A 17,417-nucleotide genomic window follows, 5' to 3' on the forward strand; every position below is an offset into this window, starting at 1 on the left:
TTTTGGGCACCATTTAAAAAGTATAGGTGTTACTTAATAAAGTAAAGATTTTTATCGGAATTACTAGAGATTGGGCTGTCTAGTTGAGATGGCAATTGAATTGTAATGGTCGTACCATAATCCAGATGACTATCAATATTAAAATAAAACTGATCATGATAGTATAGTTTTAATCGATAATACACATTTTTAATGCCAACATTCTCTCGTATATCTTCCTCATCTTCTAATGATGCTAATAATTGCTTTCTCTTCTCTTCTGTTATTCCTGCTCCATTATCCTTAATCACACAGGTCACTGTATCAGCATATAACAAGATGAATAAGGAGATTTCTCCACTTTCCTTTAATGGTTCAATACCATGAATGCTGGCGTTTTCAATAAAAGGTAACAGCGACATATTCGGTATGCTGCATTCTTCTGCAGTTTCATCGATAGTAATCTGATAATCTAATTTATCTCCAAATCTATATTTTTGAATTTCTAGGAAACTAGTAATTAAATTAATTTCATCGCGAACAGATACAAAGTCCTTTCCCCAGGTCAGAGAATTACGAAATATTTTGGCCATGTTATGGATAATTTTCGCGGTTTCTCTTTCATCCTTCATCAAACTTCTCATTCGTATTGTTTCTAAAGCATTAAACAAAAAATGTGGATTGATCTGGCTTTGAAGTGCACTTAGCTGCGCACGGTTTCGTTTTATTTCCAAATCCTTATTTTGAATATTGACTAATAAAACATCATTAATTAAATCGTTGATTTTCTTTGTCATACGATTGAATTCACTTGTTAATTGTCCAATTTCATCTTGATATTCCTGATCATGGATTAACTCAAAGTCCTGATTCTTCATCCTCTTTACATGGCGAATAATCCTTTGTAATCGGCTCAAAAATGATCTAGAGATAATAACAATAATAATGGTTGGAGCTAAAAAATTGATCATAGCCAGTAAGATGATAAAGAGTTTAGATTTATTAACCGTTTTAAGCATCATTTCTTCTGATATGGTTCCAACCACTGACCAGTCATTTAAGTAAGATCCATTATTCAGATTTGCACGAATGGTAACTAGACCTTGATCTTTTTCTATTTGATTAAAATTGATTGGCTTATCGAGCTGTTGTTTTAAAGATTGATTATTTGTGTATTCAATCTCTCCTTTTTCATTAAGTAAATATACATCCCCTTTAAACGTTACATTGTTGAAGATACCTCTGATTGTTGCCGGATTGATTTCAACCTTTACAAACTTTTGTTTATCATTGTAAAAATAATCCAAATTACGGATAATACTAAAGGTTTCAAAATTCAGATTGGAAGGTGTGTCAATGAGAATTTGTGAGCCATTACTATTTTTTAAAGCGTCTTTGAAGTGAGCTAATTCTTGTTGAAGGTTTTCAATCGAATAAACCCCGCCTGAATAGATAATGGAGGAGTTATCCGTATAAAAGCGAATTGAGTTAATAGATGGGTTAATGGGTCTAGACTGATTAAAGTTTCGTAAAAAACTATTATGTTTTTCGATATAATCTATATCCGAGACGTAATCCTTTTCTAAAAATAAATTTAGATTTAAATTCGTATATAATGAGGAGGAAATCCCTACCGCCTCGTCGATAATTGTTTTAAAGTCTCTATTAATCTGCTGCAGCGCCAAAGTGGAATCTTGCATTTGCTGTTTTTTAACATTTTCAATGGTAACGATGTAAAAGATTACATTTGTTAAAACGATTGGAATAAATACCGCAAAAAAGTACATGACTAGCATTTTATTTTTTAAACGAATATTATGAAAACTCCTGCTTGTCCTCATTTTCCTATCACATTTCTTTCGTTGATTAATTTATTCCGATACTCAGAAGGGGTGATATTTTCTAACTTACCAAAGATAGTGACAAAGTAATCAGTATTATTAAATCCCACACATTCAGCAATTTCATAAATTCTTTTTTCCGATTGACGCAGCATTTTTTTTGCTTCATTAATTCTTACTTGCAGTAAATAATCCTTGAAGTAGATACCATAGGTTTTCTTAAACAATTGACCTAAATATACTGGATTCATAAAAAACTTGCTGGCTATGGTTTTTAAGCTAATGTTTTCGTGGTAATGAAGGTCAATGTATTGTTTTATTTTGTGCGCTTCGCCATTAGCAGTCTGTTTTCGTAATCTAGCTATTTCCTCTTTACACTCAATAATAAAATGAATGATTAGTTCCTTTAGTTGAGGTAAAGTCAAGTTGTAATTATGTAAGATATATATCATTCGATAGGATTGTAAACTTGAAGGTTCTCCTCCCATTCTCCTTATAATTTTTAAAACAGAATGTACAAAACTATTAATAGAAGCTATAAAAGCCGTATGAGATAATTTTTTTGATACTAGAGTTTGAAACAAGGTTTCTAGTGAATGAAGGGTTTGAGTTGTTGTTTCTTCTTCAATATGTTCAACTAATGATTGATAAATGGTTTCGTCGGGTTCAGCAAAAGTGATCGGTTTATCAACAATGTCTTCAAAGATAATGATTCCATTTTCGTTGTTTGCATATTTATGCTGTTTTGCCCTTTCAACACCATCAGCTGATTGTTTCAACAACGTAAGACTAGGAACAGCTTCACCAACATAAAAGGTAAAATCTTCGGATATTCTGTTCGTAAGTTCCTTCTTTACCCACGTCATAAATTTCTTAATGCTCATTTGAAACCTTGCTAAGTGATTAGAGGTAATGAGGACACCTACAGCACCTTGAGCCGTCTTTTGAATCCATATTCTTTGATGGCTGCTGCACACATCACGAATCACAGCTGCTAATGTCAGTTTGATCTGTTGTACCCTTTCCTCATTGTTTAATGCAGATTCCCCAAATAATCCATTTACTTCAATTAATAGGTAAAAGAACTCATAAGGATTTCCTACCGAAAGGAGATTTAAAAGGTCCACTGAATGATCATTGTCCGCGACATTTCCTAATAGCAGGTGATTAAAAACAATTTCTGCTTGTTCTTCCAGCCTTTGTTCATGAAGCTTTTTTTGTTCGTTGATGGTTTTCGAAAGTAATCTCAGTGTTTGTTCAATTTCATCCTGATCGATTGGCTTTAAAACAAAATCATGGACACCGTATCTTAATGCCTGTTGTGCATATTTAAAATCACTATGTCCGCTGATAATAATAAATTTTGTTTGAACTCCTTCTATTTCGATTGCTTGTTTAATGAGTCCAATTCCATCAAGTACAGGCATACGGATATCAGTAATGATAAGATCTGGGTTTACTTCATGCATCATCTTTAAGGCGTCTTCGCCGGTTGCGGCCTCACCTACTACCTGAAATCCGCAGTCTTCCCAATTGATTAGATTTCTTAACCCTTTGCGGAAATACATTTCATCATCTACTAATATTACTTTGTTCATTTCCGTCCCACTCCTGTTCCCAATGGTTAGTAATTCAACTTTAAAAATAAATTCCAGCTATAGAGAAGGCCCACAAATCATATCCTTGCGGGCCACACTTAATATAGATTTATTCTTTCGGCATCCAGATTTTGTAGTTGCCGCTTAGGGCTAGAATACTGAAGAAGTATAGGCAATTGTCGTAGTATCTTCTGACTCCTGTTCTTACCGGAGTATTCCAAAGCAGTTCGACCCATTTTTTGCCTCCTGCTCCATCCGCCGCCAATGAAGCCATGGCGTTTGTGGCTAGCAGACCAACAGGATGAAGAGATTTTTCTTCAAATGGTTCACCTGCAATCGTATACCTGCGGTAGTCAGCAGGGTCTTTGTCGGCAAAGAAGGCTTGTATCTTGTTGGCTTCTTCACACTCCCATTCATCTCCTCTAAACCATTCATAATCAAGACCAATGTTTGCAGCAACCCGATAGGAGTCGCTAAAGAAATGCCCATAACCATTTTCATTGTTTGGTGTTCCATCATAATAAGCATATTCAGGTGCCAAGCCTGTTAAAGGATGACAAGCAGTCTTTAAATATTCCCTGCTCGCAGCACCTGCTTCCTTCCAAAACGGCCGATCCTCTTCGTATGCCCAAAGTGTAAAGAGTTCATAGAAGTGTGGTAAATGGTAGGATGGATCAGAAAACTCACAATTAGGTATAAATTTTATTAATTTATTTTCCGGATTCCACATGGGATATCCGTCACCATTTTCTCCTTTATGAATACAAGTTCGCAGCAAGTCTTTCGCCTGATCGCTATAATTAAACGGTGCTGCACCATCACCCCAGCGATGAGAAGCAAAGAATAAAGCCATCGCAAAGAACTCTTCACCATCAGGTGCAGGACCATAAGCTCGTTTTGAACCGTCCGGATTACAAGACCATGCAAAGTAGCCAGCATTTTCTCCCATTGTCATATACATGTACTCCATCGTCCATTTCCACAAACGATCAAATACATCCTTATTGTCCATTTGCACAGCCATCATCATTCCATATGACATACCTTCAGTCCGAACATCCAGGTTTCCAGTATCAAGCATGTACCCTAAATCATCGCCAACGGGATAGTAGATTCTTGTATCCTCATTTCCATTAAATAACTCATTCCAATTACGCTGAATTCTAGCTGAAATTTCTTCATCTGTTTTCCCAATTTCTTTAAATAGATTTCGATATTGCCCTGTATAAAAAGAACCCTCCTGCATTTCCACAATACTTGACATATATTCCCCTCCAAATAATAAGAAGTAATGAATCTATCATTTTATTAAAATCTTATGTCCTAAACTTGATGTTAAATAGTTATAATGTGCTGGGAGTCCTGAACTGCCAGCGTATTTTAACTTGTAAATATGTATGATTTGATAACGCTTACAGATATTTCTAATACAAGATAAATGTTTTACTACCTTGTATTTTATTTTATTATAGCCACAGAGTCATAGTTTGTCTATCGAGTAAACAAAGTATTATTACAAAATTTTTTGAAACTTATGTTGAAATTTGAAAACTTGTTTTTGAGTACTCATCTTTTGATGTTTCTTTTCAAAAGAAACAGGTCCCAAAGTTGGAAACACTTTGGGACCTGTTTTACTATTTCTTTAAAACTTCTGCAAATTTGATTAATATTTGTGCCTGGTAATCTGTGAGGTCTTTATTCATGCTTGCATTAACTTCTTTGATAAAAGCATTTAGTTGTCCGTCTCTTGCACTCTTATTGCCTCGTTCGTGAGCAGCTTTAGCTGCTTCTAGTTTTACAATTAAAGAGTTTCCTTTATTAGTTTCTTCAACAGTGTTTACCTTTGCAGTTTCAACGCCATCACCAGTCAGGAACAATTTAGTTAACTCTCCGAGACTATCAAAGTTAACCATGACGTTGACCGTAACTGATTTTATAGAATTGTTGCCTGCAACATCTTCCCCTTCTGCCGTATACGTATGGCTTCCTAGACCAAGCTCGTATGCTGGTACAGAAACATCCTCACATGTTGATGAGGCTACCCCTGATAAGGCATCTGTCGCTTGACAAGTGATACTAATATGTTGGTCTACTGTGTATTGTGTTCCGTCCTCTACTGAGAAGGTTATTTCTGGAGCGGTTGGATCAATGTTAATAGCAATCAATTTCTTTTCTTCGATATTGCCTGCATGATCCACACTCCAATATTCAAGACCATGTTTGCCATCTTCTGTTATAGTAACGGTATTTCCTTCCAATTCTGTTGAACCATTTAATGAATGAAAGGTTGCTTTAATACCAGATTGATAATCATAACTAGTAAAATTAACCGTCACAGGGTTATGATACCATCCTTCCTGTACGTCACCTGTTAGCTCATATTCTGTATCTGGTGCATTTACATCCGGTATTTCTACTACATCAATGCTCGGTACAGGAGGCTTTTCCATTCCTGTTCCAAGGAAGAAGCTAGTATGCGGCGGCTGGTTATAGCCGACGTTTTGCCAGGCAATCGATAAGCGATACTGAGGATCATGCATTAAGGTGTAGATTCTATTATCTGTTTCCTCTGTTGTCATGTACACTCTTAGGGCACTGCTGTCATCTGTTCTCCAAATGATTTCTTCTCTCCAGTCACCAAACAAATCAGCCTGTAAAACAGGATTTCCTTTTGTACTGTTATTAGATTGCGTTCCCTCAGCAGTTAGGATATTTTCCAACTTACTATTTTCATAGTCCCACTTATCAATGGTTCCAACACCTGTTGATGTGGCATCATCCCATTTATGATCGACTAATTCACGAGACAAGTCTCCATCCCACCAAATCGCAAAATTACTTGAAGGAATATTTTCGGATATTTTTTCACCCTTTGCCGTGTGAATTCCGCCTACTTTACTATTCCAAGCACCAGAAATTGCCCATGCTTCAGCTCCATCGTACCTCGGGTCAATGTCAGCTGATACACCACGACCTGTGTCCTGGCCGGTTTTCACACCCCAAAGAATTTCACCAGTTTCGGCGTCACGCATGTCATATCCGTATGGACCTTCTTTATGCTCTTGGACCGCGAAAACTTCAAGTCCTGGTCTTGCAGGGTCAAGATCACTCACGTGCTGTGCATCTCCATGCCCTAAACCGGTTGTATATAATCCCTTGCCATTATCATCAATTACGGCTTGACCATAGACAATTTCATCTTTACCGTCTGTGTCGACATCCGCCACGCTTAAATTATGGTACCCTTGACCAGCATAATCTCTTTTACCTTCATCGTTTGAATCAAAGACCCACTGTTTTGTCAATTTACCATTCTTAAAATTGTATGCCGCAAGCACTGATCTCGTATAGTACCCACGTGCCATGATAATGCTTGGAGTCTCTCCATTTAAATAAGCAATAGCAGCAAGGAAACGATCCACACGGTTTCCGTAAGTATCACCCCATGCGCCTACGTCTCCTCGAGGAGGTTCATACTCGGTAGTATCAAGTGCTTTTCCTGTCTCCCCTTCAAATACAGTCAAGTACTCTGCACCTTGCAGGACGTAACCTGTACTGTTACGGTGATCAGCATCGGCTCTTCCAATAACGGTTCCCTGTCCGTCTTTTGTTCCATCTGCAGTTTTGAATACAATCTCTGCTTTTCCATCCCCATCAAAATCATAAACTAGGAATGGTGAATAGTGTGCTCCGGCACGAATATTTTTTCCTAAATCAATGCGCCACTTTAAGGTACCATCCATTTCATAGGCATCTACATATACATTACCTGTATAGCCCGATTGAGAGTTATCCTTGGAATTGGTTGGATCCCACTTTAACACCAACTCGTACTGACCATCACCATCTAAGTCACCGATACTTGCATCATTAGCACGGTATGAATATGGATCACCAAGAGGTGTTACACCGTCAGCTGGTTTTTGAAGCGGGATATCAAAGAAATTTTGATTCAATGCCTTTGTTGTTTCCTTTGTTTTTCTTTCTTTGCCGTCAAGGACCGCACGAACCTCATAAATGGAATCAGATTTCCCATCCTTATCAACGTAGTTGGTACTCGCTAGTATTGGTTCATTATTAATCTTTTCACCATCACGGTAGACGTTAAAACTAATACTTTCTGAATCTGTTCCTAGCATTCTCCAGCTGACAAAAACACCCTCATCTGTTTTCATCGCAACTGGTGCACGGTCAAGCTCTTCCATTTGTCGTTTAAGTTTTGTTACTGCTGGTGTTTTCAAAATTTCAGACTGTTTTGAAATGCCTCCTGCATTAACGGATGAAACTTTATAAAAATAAGGAATCGTTGTTAAAACGGTTTCATCTTTGTAAGAAGCCGTTTTCGTCTTTCCGATAAATTCGTAAGTTCCCTTTTCCTTATTTGAACGATACACATTATAGGTAATCGCTCCTTCTACCTCATCCCAGCTAATTGTAAGGTCATTCTTATTCACTTCGCCTACTTTTAAATGATCTGGTGCAGCAGGGACTGGCTGTGCTGGGTCAACCATTACTACTTTGAGCGGTAGTGAAGGATCCGTTTCCACAGCGGCATTATCAATGGTTGTAGCCACATACTCATATTCCATTCCAACATCGACTGTATTATCTGTAAATAACGTTGTTGAGCTGCTGCCCACTAAGGTAAATTCACTTGTGCCTGCCACTTTACGGTATACGTTATATTTAACCGCATCCTCAACTGCTTTCCATGATATAGTCACAAGCGGATTTTCCGCATCCAGTGATTTCTCATCCACTTTAAGGTCGGACGGAGCAATCAATATTGGAGTTATTTCAACACCGTTTACAATGGCTGTTGAACCGCCAAAACTAAAATTCATCTGTCCATCTTTAACTGAAACTTGAGAAACAACTTTGGTTGTAAAGTTATTTTTTGAAGCAGAAATTTGTCCATAATCCTGACCTTCTACTGCAAGAGTTGTTCTTGCACTTCCTGACATATCGCCAACATAGACTTTTAGGGCATAAAGACCGTTTGGTACGTCAACATTAAATTTCCAGCCGACGTTAAAATACCCCAGCCAGTCACGAATAAGATCTCCACCGGTACCACGGTCACGACCAATCATTCCAGTTGAATTGACAATTCCGTAGCCTCTTTCAGCAGTGTATATGGTGGATAAATTAACACCTGTATACCCTTCGGCAATTGGATTACCGGCTAAACCAAAGTCAAATTTGATCGTAGCTTGCTTCGTTGTAAACTGTTTTACATCCGATTTTTCGGATTCGCCTTTTCCATTTAATGAAGTTACATAAATATCGTAAGTTTTACCATCTTCCATTCCTGTAATATTTAATCTAGGAATAGTTGAGGTACCTATCAATTTATACTCACTATCAGTCGATAGCTTTCGATAAACTCTATAAATATCTGCACCTTCTACCTCTGACCAAGTTACAAGCGCACCTGCGTTACTAATGCTGCTTACCACTACATCAGCTGGTTTCGCTGGAACGTTTGCAGGGGGTTCAATACCCGTAACATACTGAGAAAGCGAAATATTCAGATTTTTAATCTCATCTGATACCAGACGCGCGAGCTGGATTGCTCCGTACTCCTGGAAGTGCGTATTATCCTGTGAACCATTTGGGAATGCAGTATAAACACCTGGGTCTGTATGTAAGAATACAGAAAGACTTCCTTCAGGCCCAATGGTATCGTAATATGCCACACTTCGTGCACTTAAGTCAACCACATTGACATTCATTTCTGCCGCTACTTCTTTCATTCCCTGCACATACTCCGGGAAGCTGACATTAAACTTGCCTGTAGTGGCATTAAAATCGCGTCTGCCAACCGGGGTCACTAGGATTGGAATCGCTCCCCGCTGGCGAGCACCATTAATATACGTTTTTAAATAATTTTTATAGTCAGGAACAGATGCATATCGTTCAGGAATACTTATGGTAGCATCGTTATGACCAAATTGTACTAGAAAAAAGTCGTTAGGCTTTATTTCTCTTAAAACATTATCTAATCGTCCTTCATTGAAAAACGACTTTGTACTTCTTCCGCCAATGGCGTGGTTTTTAAAGGTTACATCAGAGCTGAAAAAGCGCGGAATCATTTGACCCCAACCAGCTTCTGGTCGCCAATATTCATCATAAGTCTGAACCGTTGAGTCTCCTGCGATATAAACGGTTGGAATTTCTCCCGCTGTTCTTTCTGGAAGTTTCTCAATCGTCAATCCGTTAACTTTTGGGTTTGTACCAGTAAATTCAAAATTTAACTGCCCATCTATTAGGGCAATTTCAAACTCACGCTCGATAAATTCACCTTTTAAAACTCCAGCGTTTTGAACCTTTTGGATATTTTCAGCCTTAATACCTACATTTGTCGTGTCGTCGTTGTCGCCTGCGATGACAGTTACCACATAATCACCATTAGGCAGGTCGACGTTAAAAGAAGTTTCAGTTGTTGAAATAAAATCTGATTTCAAGGAGTCTGATGTTGATCGATCTTGTGAGGTTACCTTGGAGATATCAGCAAAACCGTAGCCTGTTTCTGCTGAGTAAGCTGTGTCTGAAGAAACTTTAGTATAACCATCTTGCACGGAACTTGCTGGTGTTCCAAAATCAAACTTTTTTAGTAGTGATGATTCTTCCGCCGATACTTGAATAGGAATAGCGGGCACAGAGGTTAATAGTAACAATAAACTTAGAATAACTGCAAAATACTTCCTAGAACTTCTTCTTTTCATTTTCAAACATTTCCTCCCTACAACCTGTAATCTAATCTATTAAACTAATTTAGTAGTTCCAGAGACCAACTCCTTTTTGCGCTATTTTGATAGCGTTTTCACATGTATAATAATCCCATTTGTAGCTTTTCAGTTAGAAAAAAACAGTCAAGAATGTTTAAAAATCAGTGCTTGTCAGAAAATGAATATTTATACCCACTTCCCACTAGGTATCTTTACTTAGAAAAAAAGATTTTTAACCGCTTTTCCATCTAGACCTATACAGACACATGAAAAGGAAAAGAAAAGACTCTCTACCGTTCAATAGAGAGTCTCGATTTTGTTACTTTTTAAATTTTTGTTTTTTGTCTATTTCACTGACTAGCAAATCAATAAACTCTTGTTTCAGGTTTAACTCTACTGCTCTATCTAATACCTCATACAAATGATCAATGCTAAGGATTTGCATATTTTTTCTCGCACCCACTCAATTTATTATCTTGTAAACGCAGCTGGTACCCCGCCATCAACGGTTAACATACAACCAGTTGTTTTTTCAGATTTCGAAGAAGCAAAGAATGCAATGGATTCAGCAATATCTGATGGGTAGATATTAACTAGTAGTGTTGTACGCTTACGGTAGTGTTCTTCTAATTGATCTGGGTGGATTCCGTACGCTGCCGCACGTTCTTCACGCCAGTTTGATCCCCAAATCGCAGAACCTTGAAGAACTGCATCTGGCAGAACAGAGTTAACACGAATTCCGAATTCTCCACCTTCGGCTGCAATACATCTTGCAAGGTGTGTTTCAAGTGCTTTTACAGAGCTATATGCTGCTGCATTTTTACCAGCGTAAACAGAGTTTTTCGAACCGATAAATACCATATTACCGCCAATGCCTTGACCCTTCATTTGCTTGAATGCTTCACGTGCCACTAAGAAATAGCCAGTTCCTAAAACATTCATGTTTAAGTTCCACTCTTTAAGAGTAGTTTCGTCAAATGGACTAGATGTCGCAAGACCTGCATTGTTAACGATAATGTCTGCGCCGCCAAAAGTCAGTGCTGTTTGATCAAATGCTGCTTGCACTTGCTCTTCGCTGGTAACGTCCATCTTAACAGCTAAGGCACGGTTAGCACCGTATTGTTCGTTAATTTCTGCCGCTACTTTTTCTGCACCTTCAAGATTTAAATCTGCTAACACAACATGAGCACCTTCAGATACTAATCGACGAGCTGTCGCACTACCAATTCCGCCTGCACCACCAGTGATGAATGCTACTTTACGAGAAAATTCAGCTTCAGCTGGAGCAAGAGTCAATTTGTATAATTCTAATGGCCAGTATTCCACGTTGTAAGATTCGTTTTCACTTAGTGAAACAAAGTTTCCTAGAGTTGTTGAACCTTTCATCACCGCAATCGCACGGTGGTACAAAGCACCGCTTACTCTTGAGTTATTTACATCCTTACCGGAATTTACCATACCTACTCCAGGAATTAAAATAACACGTGGAGCTGGTTCAAACATTTTGTCGCCTTCGTTTTTGTTGCGCTCAAAGTAAGCCTTGTATCCTTCTTTGAAGCTTGCAACTCCTTCTTTAATGCTTGCGATTAAGCTTTCAACATCTTTTGTTTGCGGATTCCAATTGATGTAGAGTGGAACCATTTTTGTGTGAACTAAATGGTCTGGACATGCTGCTCCGATTTGTGAAAGTTCTGGTGCCTGATAGCTGTTAACAAATTGAAGCACATCTTCACCGCGATCATACGTTAAGAGCATTTTCTTTTCTTCACTTACCGCACCACGGATGATTGGCATAACCTTTGCTAGAATACTAGTTGCATCTTCATCAGAAAGAGATTGATATTTTTGACCGCCAAAAGCAGTTTCTTCATTTGATTTTGCAGTGATAAAGCTTTCCGCTTCATTGATAATATCAATTGTTTTTGCATAGGACTCTTCTGAAGTTTCACCCCAAGTTACAAGTCCGTGTTTTTCCATTAAAACAAGCTCTGCATTTGGATTATTTCTTACACCTTCTGCGATCATTTTTGAAAGTGTGAAGCCAGGGCGTACATATGGTACCCAAACAAAACGATTTCCAAAGATCTCTTCTGCAATCTGCTTACCATTGTCTGCACAGCAAAGACTAATGATAGCGTCTGGGTGCGTATGGTCCACATGCTTGAATGGTAAGAAAGCGTGTAATAATGTTTCGATAGAAGCTCTTGGATGCTTGCTGTCAATCATACAATGTGAAAGATATGCCACCATATCTTCATCTGTCATTTCATCACGCTCAAATAATGGGCGAATATCCTCTAAATTTAGACCCGTAAAGTTTTGAGCCTTCATCGTTGCTAAGTCAGAGCCGCTGCCCTTTACCCACATAACCTCGATATCACGTCCACGGAAGTCTTTTTCCGTTGTCTTCATGGAAGTATTGCCGCCACCCCAGTTACATACGGCACGATCTGTTCCAATCAAATTGGAACGATACACTAATTCTTCTACCCCTTTTGCTACTTGTGAAGCTTTTTCACTTTCCCATAAGTTCTTAACCATTTAATAGTTCCCCCGTTTGTTTGTAATTATGTTTGTTATCTTCTGTTTCATTATAATATATCTTTGTTTATTTTTGAATAGCAAAGTAAAAAATCTTTTTATTTTTTTGAATTCTTATATAAAAAGCCGACAAGCTCAAATACTTGTCGACCTCATTTTTTATAGCTGTTGCTAAAATTCCAATTTTATTGGCTGACCGCTTATAGCAGATCGATTGGCTGCAAGAGTAACGGTGTGGGTTTTTAGAGAATCTTTGTAGTCTGATAATATTCCTGCGGGATTACCAGTTTTAACTGCTTCTAGAAATATCTTATTTTCAGCAATATATGGATTAACTTGTTCTTTATGTTCTAGTATTTGTTTACCTTTAATTTCACGTAAATGCTCATTACGTAACTCTATGATTCCTTCATCTGTAAATAAATCCAAGCCGACCTTACTGGAATTTGTCAGAATACAAGTATTGGATATGGTCGCAACCATGCCATTCTCAAGTTTCATAGTGACACTGCCAACATCTGACGCTGTGGTTCCTTCTACTTTTTCCTGCATAATCTTGCTGCTATAGGCTGCATACACTTCGGTAATATCACCGCACAAGAAACGTAAAAGGTCAACGATATGCGTGGTCTGTTCAACAAATTGTCCCCCTGATTTAGTTACATCTCTCCACCACGGAACCATTGGCATGTCCCCCATCCAATATCCTAGGGCCATCCCAACTTTACGATCTTGAAGTAACGACAAGGCTTTCTTCGTGGTTTCCTTATAACGCCAGTGGTACCCAACAGAAGTAATGAGGCCTTTTTCTTCTAATCTTTTCGCAATTTCAAGCGGCTGTTCATCTATTCCTATAGGCTTTTCTATAAAAAATGGAATATTTCTCTCTATCAAAGCAAATTCAATTGCGCCATGTGCCATAGGTGGTACACAAATATAAACAGCATCGAGTTTTTGTTTCTCTAACATCTCATCTACATTTGAAAAACCCATTGCATTTGACCAGTTTCTTGCTTCTTTTTCAGCCTTTTCAATACTTGTTCCACAAAAGGCAGTAACCTCTACTCCATCCATATCTCCCAATATTGCTGCATGCGTTTTCGCAAACCAACCAGTACCAATAATCCCTACTTTCAAGGAAATCGCCCCTTTGTATTTCGGTTATAAATCATTAATCACGATATAAGAAGCCTTTACTGGTCCATGAACGCCAACCACCAAATTTAATTCGATATCTGCTGAATTACTTGGTCCAGTAATAAAATTGATACATGAAGCTACTTGACCTGTTTTTTCGTGTATTTCCCTCATTTTTTGTGCCGCCTGTGTCATTCTTGGTACAAGTGTACTTTTTGGAATTAGTGCAATATAAGTCGCTGGTAAAAAGCTTACTGTTCTTCCCTTATCCTGATCACTGAATAATACAACAGTTCCTGACTCGGCCAATGTGATTTCACTAATCGTGATTCCGACATTTGCCTTTTCCGCTTTTGTAATATTTTCCGAACCCTTTGTATGATCCCATTCATACACATCATAATCTCGGCTTGGCCATTCTTCTTTCATTAAAGGACCAAGCCCCCATTTTGAGAACCGCTCATCCTTCCAAGTGACGATAGGACCACCGCCAAAATTGGAGACTACCTCGTTAAGGGTGGATCGTAAATCTTTAAGGTCAGTGGAGTAAATGCTTGTATGGATTTTTTTACATTGCTCTGTTAACACTTCTAAAAGCTCATCTTGTGTTGCGTCTTTTAATACCTCATCCTGTGGTTTAAATTTCCATGTTGGCACTTCGACCTTAGTAGAAATCCGCGGCCGGCCAAGCTGGCTGGCAATTTTATTTAAGAATGAATCACGATTTTGTATGGTACCAGTCATCTTAATTGCCCCCTTTTTCGCGATTTTTAAACCAATCTCTAAATCTCTCTTTATTTGGTGCTGGAAACTCACGAATCTCTGTCCATGCTTTTAATGGTCCAGGACCCTTAGAGATTTTATCTCCAGTCGTAAACGGATTCATCGCCGTTGGTGCAATCTTGGAACCGATTTTATAAAGGAGCGGTGACGCTGCGCCTAAACCAAAGGCTTTCATCGCTAGTTTTTCAGAAATTGGTGCCTTCCCTTCCTTTTCAACAATTACTTCTCTGTGCTTGTGAAGGAGGTTATGCAATGGAATTTTCACCGGGCAAACTTCCGTACATGCTCCGCAAAGCGTGGAAGCATATGGCAGTTCTTTAAATTCATCATAACCGCCGAGCAGTGGAGAAAGCACAGCCCCTATTGGTCCCGAATAGATAGAACCATAAGAATGACCGCCAACATGCCGGTAGACCGGACAAACATTTACGCACGCCGCACAACGAATACATTGCAAGACTGACTGGAATTCTCCCCCTAGGATCTTAGAGCGTCCATTATCAACGATTACAAGGTGAAATTCCTCGGGACCATCCACATCTAATTCTTCTCTTGGTCCTGTAAGGACAGTAATATAACTCGTTAATTTCTGGCCAACGGCACTTCTTGTTAAAAGGGAAACCAATACTTCCATTTCTTCGAAGGTTGGTACAATCCGTTCCATGCCCATTACGGTAATTTGTGTTTTTGGCAATGCTGTAACTAAATCTGCATTTCCTTCATTTGTAACTAAACTAAAGGAGCCTGTTTCCGCTACGGCAAAATTACATCCAGTAATGCCAATATCAGCAGATAAATAATCATTTCGCAGCATTTCCCGTGCATGCCAGGCCAATTCTTCTGGCTTTGAAGTTTTCGTGTAGCCAAGTTTGTCAGTAAACACGTCGCGAATTTGTTCTTTGTTTTTATGTAGCGCCGGTACTACGATATGAGATGGCGGGTCATGATCATCGACTTGAAGAATGTATTCACCAAGGTCGGTTTCAATGACCTCACAGCCTTCTTGTTCCAACGCAGCATTTAAGCTGATTTCCTCGGTTACCATCGATTTCGATTTTACAATCTTTTTCGCGTTTTTCTGTCTTACAATCCCTCGAATATAGTCATTTGCTTCTTCTTTTGTTTGGGCAAAAAATACATGCCCGCCTCTTTTTGCGACATTTTCACTAAGCTGCTCAAGATAATAATCTAAGTTTTCAAGGACATGCTGGCGAATTTCTTCTCCATGTGAACGCCATTCCTCCCAGTTTCCCAGTTCCTCCGTCACAAGGCGCCTTTTTACACCCATCCCATCCTGTGCACCGGAAACGGCCCCACGCATAAAATCATCATGAATCCCCTTATCGACACGGTCTTTAAATTGTTCATTGCCTATTTTCATAGCCATCCGCTATTCACCCATCCTTTATTAAAAGCCATCAATCTGGTAACATGGACACTCTAAGAATCTATAAAGTTATCAACGACTGTTCAATACCTCTGCAATGTGTAAAACCTTTATCGGCTTACCTTTCCGATCAATCCGTCCGCCAATATTCATAAGACAACCGGCGTCAGCACCAATTAAATAATCTGCACCTGTATCTTCAACATGGCAAACTTTCTCATCGACCATTTGCTCTGATATCTGTGCCATTTTAACCGAGAAGGTTCCACCAAATCCGCAGCACTGTTCTTTTCCAGGAAGTTCAGTAAAGTTAAGCCCCTTTACATTTTTTAATAGAATCATAGGAGCTTCCTTTACTCCCAGCAATCTTGTCATATGACAGGAGGTGTGGTAGGTAGCATGACCTTCCAATTTTGCTCCTACATCTTCAACCTTCAAAACATCCACAATAAATTGTGTTAGTTCATACGTTTTCTCCGCTAACTTCTTTGCTTTTGGTTCCCAAACAGGATCACCTTTAAAAACATGAGGATATTCATGAAACATAAAAGCACATGAACCGGATGGAGAAACGACATATTCCGCATCCTTAAAGGTATCAATCATCTTTTTCATCGCTTCTTTGGACTCTTTTGTATATCCACTATTATAAGCCGGCTGCCCGCAGCACACCTGTGATTCTGGGAATTCAATCTCACACCCCAGTCTCTCAAGCAACTCAACAGTCGCTTTACCAACATTGCTTTGAAACATATCAACAAGGCATGTTGCAAATAAACTTACCTTCATCTTTTCCATCCCCTTGCTCAATAGCTACTAATTTTTATTTGTTTTTGTTTTATTATAATATATGTTTGTTTATTTTTGAATCTAGTTAAACAAATTTTCTTAAAAATAAAAAAGAGCAAGCTCTTAAAAAGCTTACTCTTTCGGCGAATGATAATTTATTTAATAATTTTTACCCCTTCTGCTTCAATAACCACCTTTTCATTCTCTGTCAAATTGGTAAAGATGACCGGCGTAATAATGGAAGGTACTCTTTCTTTAATAAATTCCAAGTCTGCTTCGAGCAGCTTTTGGCCCTTTTTGACACGTTCGCCGTCACTTACAAACGAAGTAAATCCTTCCCCATTTAGAGTGACTGTTTCAAGCCCGACATGAATTAAAATCTCCCTGCCATCCGTAGACTTCAGACTTACTGCATGTTTGGTCGGAAATACACTGATAACTTCTCCATCAACTGGAGAAACAACAGTCCCACTTGTTGGATTAATAGCAAAACCATCGCCAATCATTTTTTGAGAAAATACGGGATCTGGAACGACATCTAGAGGGACAATTTCCCCTTCCAATGGCTGAGAAATCGTAGTATCAATTTCTACCTTTTTATTTTTGAAAAAATTTTTAAACATTTAAAAAT

Annotated in this window: 10 protein-coding genes and 1 pseudogene; all 11 read right to left on the reverse strand. The window is 38.5% G+C overall.

Features of this window, described 5'->3' with window-relative positions; translation table 11 throughout:
- Positions 1 to 29 precede the first annotated feature (29 nt).
- Positions 30 to 1,820, reverse strand: coding sequence for a sensor histidine kinase (locus tag ABC255_RS19385; protein ID WP_412996075.1), 1,791 nt, complete (start codon positions 1,818 to 1,820; stop codon positions 30 to 32).
- Positions 1,817 to 3,418 (reverse strand): response regulator, encoded by a 1,602-nt coding sequence (locus ABC255_RS19390; protein ID WP_412996077.1) that lies wholly within the window; start codon positions 3,416 to 3,418, stop codon positions 1,817 to 1,819. Before ABC255_RS19390 ends, ABC255_RS19385 begins: the two co-directional genes overlap by 4 nt.
- A gap of 109 nt (positions 3,419 to 3,527) precedes the next feature.
- A complete protein-coding gene (locus ABC255_RS19395) occupies positions 3,528 to 4,682 on the reverse strand; it encodes a family 8 glycosyl hydrolase (RefSeq protein ID WP_412996079.1) in 1,155 nt (384 codons plus the stop codon).
- Between the two features lie 370 nt (positions 4,683 to 5,052).
- Entirely contained in the window at positions 5,053 to 10,146 is a 5,094-nt protein-coding gene (locus ABC255_RS19400) for a rhamnogalacturonan lyase family protein (protein WP_412996081.1), read from the reverse strand.
- 322 nt (positions 10,147 to 10,468) lie between these two features.
- A complete protein-coding gene (sda, locus tag ABC255_RS19405) occupies positions 10,469 to 10,594 on the reverse strand; it encodes a sporulation histidine kinase inhibitor Sda (protein WP_412996082.1) in 126 nt (41 codons plus the stop codon).
- Positions 10,595 to 10,620: 26 nt separating this feature from the next.
- Positions 10,621 to 12,690: a bifunctional aldolase/short-chain dehydrogenase gene (locus ABC255_RS19410; RefSeq protein ID WP_412996084.1), complete on the reverse strand. Its 2,070-nt coding sequence runs from the start codon at positions 12,688 to 12,690 to the stop codon at positions 10,621 to 10,623.
- A 171-nt stretch (positions 12,691 to 12,861) separates the two neighbouring features.
- On the reverse strand, positions 12,862 to 13,827 hold the full coding sequence (locus tag ABC255_RS19415; RefSeq protein ID WP_412996086.1) for a Gfo/Idh/MocA family protein: 966 nt from the start codon (positions 13,825 to 13,827) through the stop codon (positions 12,862 to 12,864).
- A gap of 24 nt (positions 13,828 to 13,851) precedes the next feature.
- Positions 13,852 to 14,571: a LutC/YkgG family protein gene (locus ABC255_RS19420; RefSeq protein ID WP_412996087.1), complete on the reverse strand. Its 720-nt coding sequence runs from the start codon at positions 14,569 to 14,571 to the stop codon at positions 13,852 to 13,854.
- A 1-nt stretch (position 14,572) separates the two neighbouring features.
- A complete protein-coding gene (locus ABC255_RS19425; RefSeq protein WP_412996089.1) occupies positions 14,573 to 15,997 on the reverse strand; it encodes a LutB/LldF family L-lactate oxidation iron-sulfur protein in 1,425 nt (474 codons plus the stop codon).
- Between the two features lie 72 nt (positions 15,998 to 16,069).
- Positions 16,070 to 16,786 (reverse strand): (Fe-S)-binding protein, encoded by a 717-nt coding sequence (locus ABC255_RS19430; RefSeq protein WP_412996090.1) that lies wholly within the window; start codon positions 16,784 to 16,786, stop codon positions 16,070 to 16,072.
- A gap of 155 nt (positions 16,787 to 16,941) precedes the next feature.
- Positions 16,942 to 17,364, reverse strand: a pseudogene (locus ABC255_RS19435) (PTS sugar transporter subunit IIA); the annotation flags it as partial.
- Positions 17,365 to 17,417 lie beyond the last annotated feature (53 nt).

The sequence above is a fragment of the Neobacillus canaveralius genome (assembly GCF_047237705.1).
Lineage (GTDB): Bacteria > Bacillota > Bacilli > Bacillales > Cytobacillaceae > Neobacillus > Neobacillus niacini_K.